This is a genomic window from Marinospirillum sp. (assembly GCF_014859565.1).
The window spans coordinates 1-8,050 of record NZ_JACUUA010000148.1; the positions used below are offsets into that span (position 1 = coordinate 1).

Annotated in this window: 9 protein-coding genes; all 9 read left to right on the forward strand. The window is 52.1% G+C overall.

All coding sequences use genetic code 11. The features are described 5' to 3' along the window. Nucleotides 1-427 (forward strand): single-stranded DNA-binding protein (locus tag IBX50_RS14705; protein WP_292257047.1); only part of this gene is annotated, 427 nt, incomplete at its 5' end. Nucleotides 428-528: 101 nt separating this feature from the next. Continuing rightward, complete coding sequence (locus IBX50_RS14710) at nucleotides 529-831, forward strand: HU family DNA-binding protein (protein WP_292257048.1); 303 nt, start codon at nucleotides 529-531, stop codon at nucleotides 829-831. After that, on the forward strand, nucleotides 824-1,576 hold the full coding sequence (locus IBX50_RS14715; protein ID WP_292257049.1) for a hypothetical protein: 753 nt from the start codon (nucleotides 824-826) through the stop codon (nucleotides 1,574-1,576). Before IBX50_RS14710 ends, IBX50_RS14715 begins: the two co-directional genes overlap by 8 nt. A 275-nt stretch (nucleotides 1,577-1,851) precedes the next feature. Then, nucleotides 1,852-3,264, forward strand: a complete 1,413-nt coding sequence (gene dnaB, locus IBX50_RS14720; protein WP_292257050.1) for a replicative DNA helicase — start codon at nucleotides 1,852-1,854, stop codon at nucleotides 3,262-3,264. A gap of 23 nt (nucleotides 3,265-3,287) precedes the next feature. Then, a complete protein-coding gene (locus IBX50_RS14725) occupies nucleotides 3,288-4,460 on the forward strand; it encodes an ATPase, T2SS/T4P/T4SS family (protein WP_292257051.1) in 1,173 nt (390 codons plus the stop codon). Between the two features lie 15 nt (nucleotides 4,461-4,475). After that, nucleotides 4,476-5,138: a hypothetical protein gene (locus tag IBX50_RS14730; RefSeq protein ID WP_292257052.1), complete on the forward strand. Its 663-nt coding sequence runs from the start codon at nucleotides 4,476-4,478 to the stop codon at nucleotides 5,136-5,138. A 70-nt stretch (nucleotides 5,139-5,208) separates the two neighbouring features. Next, the gene (locus IBX50_RS14735; RefSeq protein ID WP_292257053.1) at nucleotides 5,209-5,550 is read left to right on the forward strand and encodes a hypothetical protein; all 342 of its coding nucleotides are present in this window, start codon (nucleotides 5,209-5,211) and stop codon (nucleotides 5,548-5,550) included. Further along, complete coding sequence (locus tag IBX50_RS14740) at nucleotides 5,540-6,823, forward strand: phosphoadenosine phosphosulfate reductase family protein (RefSeq protein ID WP_292257054.1); 1,284 nt, start codon at nucleotides 5,540-5,542, stop codon at nucleotides 6,821-6,823. Before IBX50_RS14735 ends, IBX50_RS14740 begins: the two co-directional genes overlap by 11 nt. Nucleotides 6,824-7,631: 808 nt before the next feature. Next, the coding region (locus IBX50_RS14745) for a metallophosphoesterase (RefSeq protein WP_292257055.1) at nucleotides 7,632-8,050 on the forward strand (419 nt) is incomplete at its 3' end.

An 8,050-nucleotide genomic window follows, 5' to 3' on the forward strand; every position in this document is an offset into this window, starting at 1 on the left:
CAAGGTGTACATCGAAGGCAAACTGCAGACTCGTAAATGGCAGAATCAGCAGGGCGTGGATCAGTACACTACCGAGGTTGTTGCCAGCGAACTGCAAATGCTGGATGGTGCGTCTGGAAATGGCAATCAAGCTCCCGCCCCTCAGCAGCCCATGCAACAGCAACCCGTACACCAGCAGGCTCCGCAGCCACAACAACCAGTGCAGCAGCATTACCAGCAGCAGCCACAACAGGCTCCACAACCACAGCATCAGCCCATGCAGCATCAGCCCATGCAGCAGCATTACCAGCAGGCCCCGGTGCAACAGAGTCATCCGCAGGCCGCTCCGCAACAGCAACAGCCTCAACCACCTGTTAATGCCGGTGGTACACCAGGCGGGGTTTTCAATGATGACATCCCGTTTGCGCGTGCTGAATTTGGCTGGTAAAACAAGCACCTAACACAAAAACCCCGTCCGGGGTTTTTGTGTTTTATCGTTTTTGCCGTCGTTGATCGAGAGCGTCAATTATATTTAGGCAGGGTGTCGGGATGCAATCCACACAAAATACCACTTTGGGAAAGATCAAGCTGTCAGAGCAGCTGGCTCAGCAAATGCAAGTGAGCCAAGAGGCAGCTGAAACGCTTTACGATGCGTTTGTCAGCGAAGTCCGCTCCATGCTCTTGAAAGGCGTCAATGTTCGCCTGAACGGCGTTGGAACAATCAAGGTCAGCCATTATGAGGCTCGACTTCATACCAGTCCTGCCACAGGCCAGCCGGTTGCAAAGCCTGCGGGTCGACGCCTGCGCTTTACCATGGCGGAGCCCATGAAGGATGCGCTAAACAATGGATAAATCAACACTCACCCGCAGAGCGGTGTTAAAGGGTGGGCTGCTCGGGGCAGGACTGGTGATGTTGGCCGGCTGCGCGGTTAACCAGCCACCCATTGATCAACGCCAAACCCATTTGCCGGGCATACGACCAATCCTTGTGCACACTGACCTGACTGCTGATCGACCGGCCAGTATTGCCGCGTGGCGCTTCCAGGATTCGGAGCGGGACACCATCGTTGCCGGACGACTTACACTGCAGAATGCCGCTGAAAGTCTGCGCATTGCGCAGAGGCGCGTGGAAGCCGTCTGGGGTGCTGATGCCCGAGTTGAGCCGGTATCCAGTCAGCATCCAGGGATTCATAATGCACCGGTGATGGTTGTGGTGCCCAAGGTGCTGCAGCGCACAGCTTTTGTGCCAACGATCAGTTTAACCAATCACCTTGAGCAGTGGCTTGAGCCGCTGCGCGAAACGGCAGCGCAGCTGCACTTGTCGGATCGCCGCCTGCCCAGCCACAGCTTGCATTTGGTGCTCTACCAAGATGCACTGACAAAGCGACGCAGCGGTCAGCTGCAACTGACTTCACCGCTAGAGCATCAGGCGCTTGAAGCGGCTCGACTGGCCGGCTGGCCACCCAATATGATAACTGTGCAGTTTCGGTTGAAAGCCGAAGGTCTGCAGGATCATATCGTGTTAAAGCCGGTATTCAGAGGGCATGAGTCCTGGGCGCTCTGGCCTGCGGGACTCGAAGGACAGCTGAAGCAGTAACTCGCTCCACCTTGGCCTTGGGTTGCTTGAAAAAAACCGCCTCTAAGGCGGTTTTTCTATTGCAGGCTAAAAAAATACAGGATAACCTGTAATCAATATAAGGAGCGCTAATCCAGCCCTTCTGTTGACAAAGACCTACTGGGATCAAGTGCATGTTTAATCCAGAAAATCCGCAATCCTATCCAATGCCCCCTGCTTCAGCCGGCAACCCTGCACCTGCTGTTCCACGTCAGTCAAACCCTAAAAAAAGCGAACCTTCTGGTACATACAAGCGGATGTACAGCGAAGAGTCCGAGCAAGCGTTACTTGGTGGGCTGCTGATTGATCCGGGGCAAATGGCTGAAGTCTCCCAGATGATCAAGCCGGATCATTTCTTTATCCCGGCTCACCAGAAGATATTTGGCGCCATGGTGGAGATGGCTGTTGCCGATATGGGGCTTGACCCTTTAACGGTGGCAGAGTATGCGGGAATGGAGGCCGGTCAGGCCGAGTACCTGTACCAGATTGCCAGCAACACGTTTAATCATGGCAATGCCTTGGCTTATGCCAAAGTGGTTTCGCGCTACCACCTGCGCAGAGAGACGCAGCGCGCTGCACGACAGATACAAGAGGCTGCAATGGATGGCAGCATCAAAGAAGAAGAGCTGGTAAGCCTCGTTCAGGGTATTGCGCTGAAAATGGACAGTGAAGGCGGGGTGAGTCGACCACAGCCCAAAACAGTGGCCGAGGCTGCTCCGGACTACTTAACACTGATTGAAGAGCGCATGGATAGCAACGGGAAGATCCTTGGAACCTCAACAGGATTGACCGACTTGGACGAGTTAATTCATGGAATGAACCCCGGCGAACTCATTGTGGTTGCTGGGCGCCCTGCTATGGGCAAGACCACGCTTGCCATGAACTTCTGTAGCGCAGCGGCAAACATGCTTCTTAATGATGCCATTGAGAAGGCACGAAAAAATGGCATAGAGCCACTGGCTGAAAAAAGCCCCAAACTGGATTTTGACGGGCATGTTCAGGTGTTCTCGCTGGAGATGCCAATCAATCAGCTAATGGATCGACTGGTTTCTAGCAACTCCGGCGTGACGATGACGCACATCATTCGAGGCACTACGCCTGAAAATGAGATGGATGCCTTGCTTAGCACCATTACTCGCATTCGACTGCAGCCACTGGTTATGGATGACTCCCCCAAGCTCACCCCTTCATCCCTGCGCCTACGTGCCCGCGCCATGGCCGCCAAAATGGGAACCAAGCCCAAGCTGATTATGGTGGACTACCTGCAGTTGATGGAGTCGGGAAATCAGGGGCAGGGCGGTGGCAACAGGACGCAGGAAATTTCAGATATTTCTCGTGGTTTAAAACTACTGGCTCGAGAAATGCAGTGTCCAGTTGTTGCTTTATCACAGCTTAATCGAGGTCTTGAGCAGCGGGTCAATAAGCGCCCCCTCATGTCCGACCTTCGCGAGAGCGGCAGTATTGAGCAAGATTCTGACGTAATTATCTTCACTTATCGGGATGAAGTGTATAACGAGGACACCGAATTCAAGGACATTGCTGAGCTGATTGTGGCCAAGCAGCGCCAGGGGTCGCCTGGCACAGTCAGGGTGGCATTTGATGGACCTAGGGTGCGCTTTCGCAACCTGGCTGCATCCCATTATGATCAAGGTGAGTCTCGGATTTATTAACCCCTGATCATCAAGGAACTCCCATGGTTGCAGACAACGCTCAGTCTTCAGATGTACACCAAACCGTGAGTCATTTGACTCACTGCACCCGGCAACTGATGACTATGGCAATAGAGGCAGGGTGCAGTGATCTGCACCTGTCAAACATGACAGGCTTTCACGGCCGCCTCCATGGTGAACTGGTTCAGCCGGAAACACAGGGCATTTCAGATGCGCTGCTTGAGCGGCCCTGGACGCACCGAGAGTTTATTCAGGCGCTCAAGGGACTGGTCGGACAGGAGGCTCTGGATGCTCAAGCTGCAGGCATGAATACGGCATCCTTCGAGGTTATGGGTAAATCTCACTGGCCGGCAGAGATTGATGTGGTCATTCGCATGGGTTCGCTTGGCAACTGGCGACTCAATCTGTGCCAGTCCGATTTAAGTGGTTTCTCCTGCGCAATGCGTTTACTGCCAGACACCATACCGAATTTGGCGAGATTGCTTCCCGACCCTCTGCAGCACTGCCTGAATCCACTTAAAAATGTCATGGCGAAGCGATCAGGACTGCTTTTGGTGAGCGGAGCGACGGGCTCTGGCAAAAGCAGCACACTGGCCGGCATGATCAACCATATTAACAGTCATTACAGTCGCATGATTGTCACTCTGGAAGATCCTGTTGAATTTCGACACACATCAAAGCGCAGCGTTGTTCGTCATCGGCAGGTTGAGGTGGACACACCTTCGTTTCGTCAGGGCTTGAAGTCGGCCTTGCGGCAAGATCCCGATGTCATCCTGATAGGAGAGCTTCGGGATGCAGAAACACTGAGCTTGGCGCTGACAGCAGCGGAAACAGGTCACCTTGTGCTTGCTACTGTTCATGCTCGAGACACTGAATCCACATTAACCCGGATCGTTGAGAGCTTTGAAGCCTCAAGGCAGTCACTGGTACGGCACCAGTTGGCTGCGTCACTGGTGGGCGTGATCAGCCAGCAGCTGATTATGCATAAGGATGGCGGCGGTCGGTCGCTAGTTCCAGAGATCGTATTACTTCCTTCGAATGATCAATACCCAGCGGCAAGAAACATTATTCGAGAAGGGCGCTTCCAAGAGCTTGAAAGTAGCCTGAATGGCATGAGGCAGATTGAGGGGTCGTTTTACCTCAGCAAAAAAGATGCACATGCGATTATTCACAAGGTCACGCCCTTGGCGTGGTAGAAAAGGAAAAAGAGTATGCAGGCACCTTACAAAATGCCATCCGGTTTTTATGTGGATCTGGAGAATCCGGTGCGTGAGCACATTGCGCTACAGGATATTGCCTGGAATTTGGCGGGTATTTGCCGCTTTGGAGGCTCCACGAAAGAGCATTATTCAGTGGCGCAGCATTGTGTGGATATGGACAGCCTGCTACTCCGCTCGATTAATGAGGGTGTCAATATCTGGGATACCGATGTTCAGTCCCTGCTGAGCCAAGCCGCCAGCGATCTGGCGCTGCGAAAGCGTCTGCGAATGGAGGTGTTGCTGCATGATGCCAGCGAAGCGTACCTGGGGGATATACCCTCACCCTTAAAAAAATTGATCCCTGAATACCAGAAGATAGAGCGCGAATGGACAGACGTGATACGTAGTGCCTTCAACTTGCCGCCCATGGATCAACCCGAGGATCAAGCGATCCATCAAGTGGTTCGCTGTTTGGATCATCTGGCGCTTCATATTGAGAGGCGCTGGGTTCAGCGAAGCGATGCAGAGGAGTGTCCGGCAAATGCCTGGGGTGATGAGTCGCCAGAGGTTAGCAATCTAGCTCAGCGCTGGCTGTCATCCATGGCAAACAATTTCTGGAGCCGTGATGAAGCGCGCAGAGCTTTTGAGGCGCGGTATCGAATCATTCAAAAATGAAAGCTTACCATTGATTGAAAATACTTTATAGGGTAACCTGTATAGCAATGTTAACAGGGAGTCTTGATGTATGTCGCAACTTGCAAAACAGATTACACCTTATTCTGAGAGTTCAGATGTTCATCTGCAACGGAGCCAGCGTGATATTGAGTATGTGCGCTTTTTGGGGCAAATCACCAAAGGCTTTAGCCTGATCTTTGCCCTTGTTTTTGGTGCTGTTGCTTTATTGCAAATGGTTCACCCTGTGTCATCACTGATTGGGATTGACGGTGAAGTGCTGGCTTATGCAGCCGTGGGTTTATCGGCATTTTTTTTGGGCGTGTACCTGGCGTTGTCGCTGAGTACCGGTATGTCGGTCAGTATTCAGCGTATCCGACCAGCCGTGCATGCAGGAGGCTGCAGTGGATCTTGAACTGTTAACTCCGAGCCGCTTTGCAGCTTCAAAGCCTTTTCCTGATCTCGCCACGGGTCGCATCTGGTCGATCTCTGGCGGCAAGGATAGCACTGCGACCCTGCTCTATGGTCGAGAATCCGGGATGCTAGATTTGACCGGGAATCGTTATGTATTTGCTGATACCGGTAATGAGCATGATCTGACCTATGATTATGTGCGCTATCTGGCTGATGCCTTGCAGATTGATATTGACTGGGTGAAAGCAGATTTCAGTAAAAAAATTGAAGTTAAAGCGAAGCATGTCCGTGAAAAATGGCCTGAAAAACTACTGAAGCAGTACACGGAGGGTCGTAAGGGTTATTGGAAATTGCGAACGGGTATTACCACAAAAGAACAAGACGGCGTCCTTTTTTACAAAAAAGGCAAGAATTGGGTGCTGCTTCCTCCAGAGCCACTGGCTCCGGATCTTGATGTATATCAGATCGCTGGCCTGTATAAGTGGTTGCCAACAGTGGCTGGCGTATCGGAACTCAAGGCCAAGGCGCTGGCTGATGAGAAGATCGAGCTGGCACTGAGCGTTCTGGTGCCAACTGGCAATCCGTTTCTGGATATGTGCCTCTGGAAAGGCCGTTTCCCCTCGACTCGCGCCCGCTTCTGCACAGACCACCTGAAGATTGAGTGCATCGATGAGCAGGTTACTCACCCCATGCTTGAGAGTGGGGAATACCGGAGAATTGAGAGTTGGCAAGGCGTAAGGGCTGATGAGTCCTTTCAGCGCAGGGATCTTCCACTCTGGAGCAAAGAATTTGGCGATGATGAGACCGGAGAGGGTTTTTGGGTGCATCGCCCAATTATCAAGTGGACAGCTGAAGATGTTTTTGCAATGCACAAGCGACACGGCATCAAGCCAAACCCTCTTTACCTAAAGGGTATGGGGCGCGTTGGCTGTATGCCCTGTATCAATGCAAGGAAAGATGAGTTTAACGCCATTTCAAAACGCTTCCCTGAAGTCATTGAAAGGCTGCGCCTGTGGGAGCAACTTGTCTCAGAAGCGTCGCGCCGTGGCTCCTCAACCTTTTTTCCTTCAGTGGATCTGCCGGATATGCGTGATGCTGATCCGATGTTGATCAATCATGTTGATCATGGTGTTGATGCGCGAGTCCGCTGGGCTGCTACAGACTACAAATCCAAAAAAATGAATGGGCAGCAAGATTTGTTTTTATTGGCCAGCGATGCTGATGATCACAACGAGCCTTTATCCTGTTCATCCATCTACGGGCTTTGTGGGTGAAATGTCTCTTGACGATTTATGCTATACAGGTTAATCTGTTTATCAATGGCTGTATATCCGGTGAATTGGATGCTTGGCGGACGCGGGTTCAACTCCCGCCAGCTCCACCAATTAAGCGCCTTGAGGGCTCATGGCGACTCCTCTCGCTCTGAATGTCGATCCTCAGGGCGCTTAATGTGGGGCTGTTTTTGGTTTCGACGGCAAGAGTAAGACGAATCGGCAGCTCAGGCATGCAACTCCTGTTCAAACGTGCAAAGTCGATAAATGCAAACGACAACTCGTATGGTTCTGTTGCTCTGGCTGCCTAAACGGCCTTGAGTGAACTGGGAGGACCCACAGTCAACTTCGGTTGATCCTGGAAACAGAAGTGGGTCAGGATGCCCCTGGCAACAGGGGTCATTCGAAAGATTCCTGCTGCTCTGGCTGGCAGGGATTATTCGGATGCCCAAAAGCATCACTACTGAAGCATCACTACTGAATATAAATACACCCTGCCGGAAAAAGAGGAGAGCAGCCATGCGGAAGCCCAAGTGGTTCCAGCCAACAATCCGAGACCGCACTGACTGGAATCATCCAGAGTCCAAGTAAAAAAATGTTGCCGGTATGCTGTCTGGCGAGTGTTATGACAGCAAAAGCAAAGATCATTCGCAAACGCACGATAGTGATCAGCCTGTTCTTATTAACGGCAACCAGCTGGTTGCTGCTGTGCGCACTATTCTTCTGCCGCTGTATGGTGAGCGCCAGCGAGTGAATGGTGTCGCCACTGATCTGCAAGCGAAAGCAAGTCAGATACCGTAATAGGTGATTTATGCGCCTCCCCAACCTCCGCTTAAAGCGCCTGGACTTATCACGGTACGAAGGTCGCATCTTTTTTTGCGGCGATGTGCACGGACACCTTGCCGGACTGACGGAGTGTTTGACCCGTCAAGGGTTTGATCCGCGCACTGATCGTGTCTTTGCGACTGGCGACCTGATTGATCGCGGCCCAGATTCGCAAGGCTGTCTACGACTGCTTGAGCAGCCCTGGTTTGATAGCGTGATGGGCAATCACGAACAGATGCTCATTCAATACATGACCGGTGAGATTGATGCCATCGAATGGGGTCTGAACGGTGGAGACTGGGCAGCCAAGCTTCCAAGATCTGAACTTGAAGCTTTGCAGTCATTGATCGTTAGCACCATGCCGCTGGCCTTTGAAATCAAAACGCCCAGGGGTCGGATTGGACA

What these genes read in the sequence shown, in the direction of transcription:
- IBX50_RS14710 (WP_292257048.1), top strand. Translation starts at nt 529, where the DNA reads ATGCAATCCACACAAAATACCACTTTGGGAAAGATCAAGCTGTCAGAG.
- IBX50_RS14715 (WP_292257049.1), top strand. Translation starts at nt 824, where the DNA reads ATGGATAAATCAACACTCACCCGCAGAGCGGTGTTAAAGGGTGGGCTG.
- dnaB (WP_292257050.1), top strand. Translation starts at nt 1,852, where the DNA reads ATGTACAGCGAAGAGTCCGAGCAAGCGTTACTTGGTGGGCTGCTGATT.
- IBX50_RS14725 (WP_292257051.1), top strand. Translation starts at nt 3,288, where the DNA reads ATGGTTGCAGACAACGCTCAGTCTTCAGATGTACACCAAACCGTGAGT.
- IBX50_RS14730 (WP_292257052.1), top strand. Translation starts at nt 4,476, where the DNA reads ATGCAGGCACCTTACAAAATGCCATCCGGTTTTTATGTGGATCTGGAG.
- IBX50_RS14735 (WP_292257053.1), top strand. Translation starts at nt 5,209, where the DNA reads ATGTCGCAACTTGCAAAACAGATTACACCTTATTCTGAGAGTTCAGAT.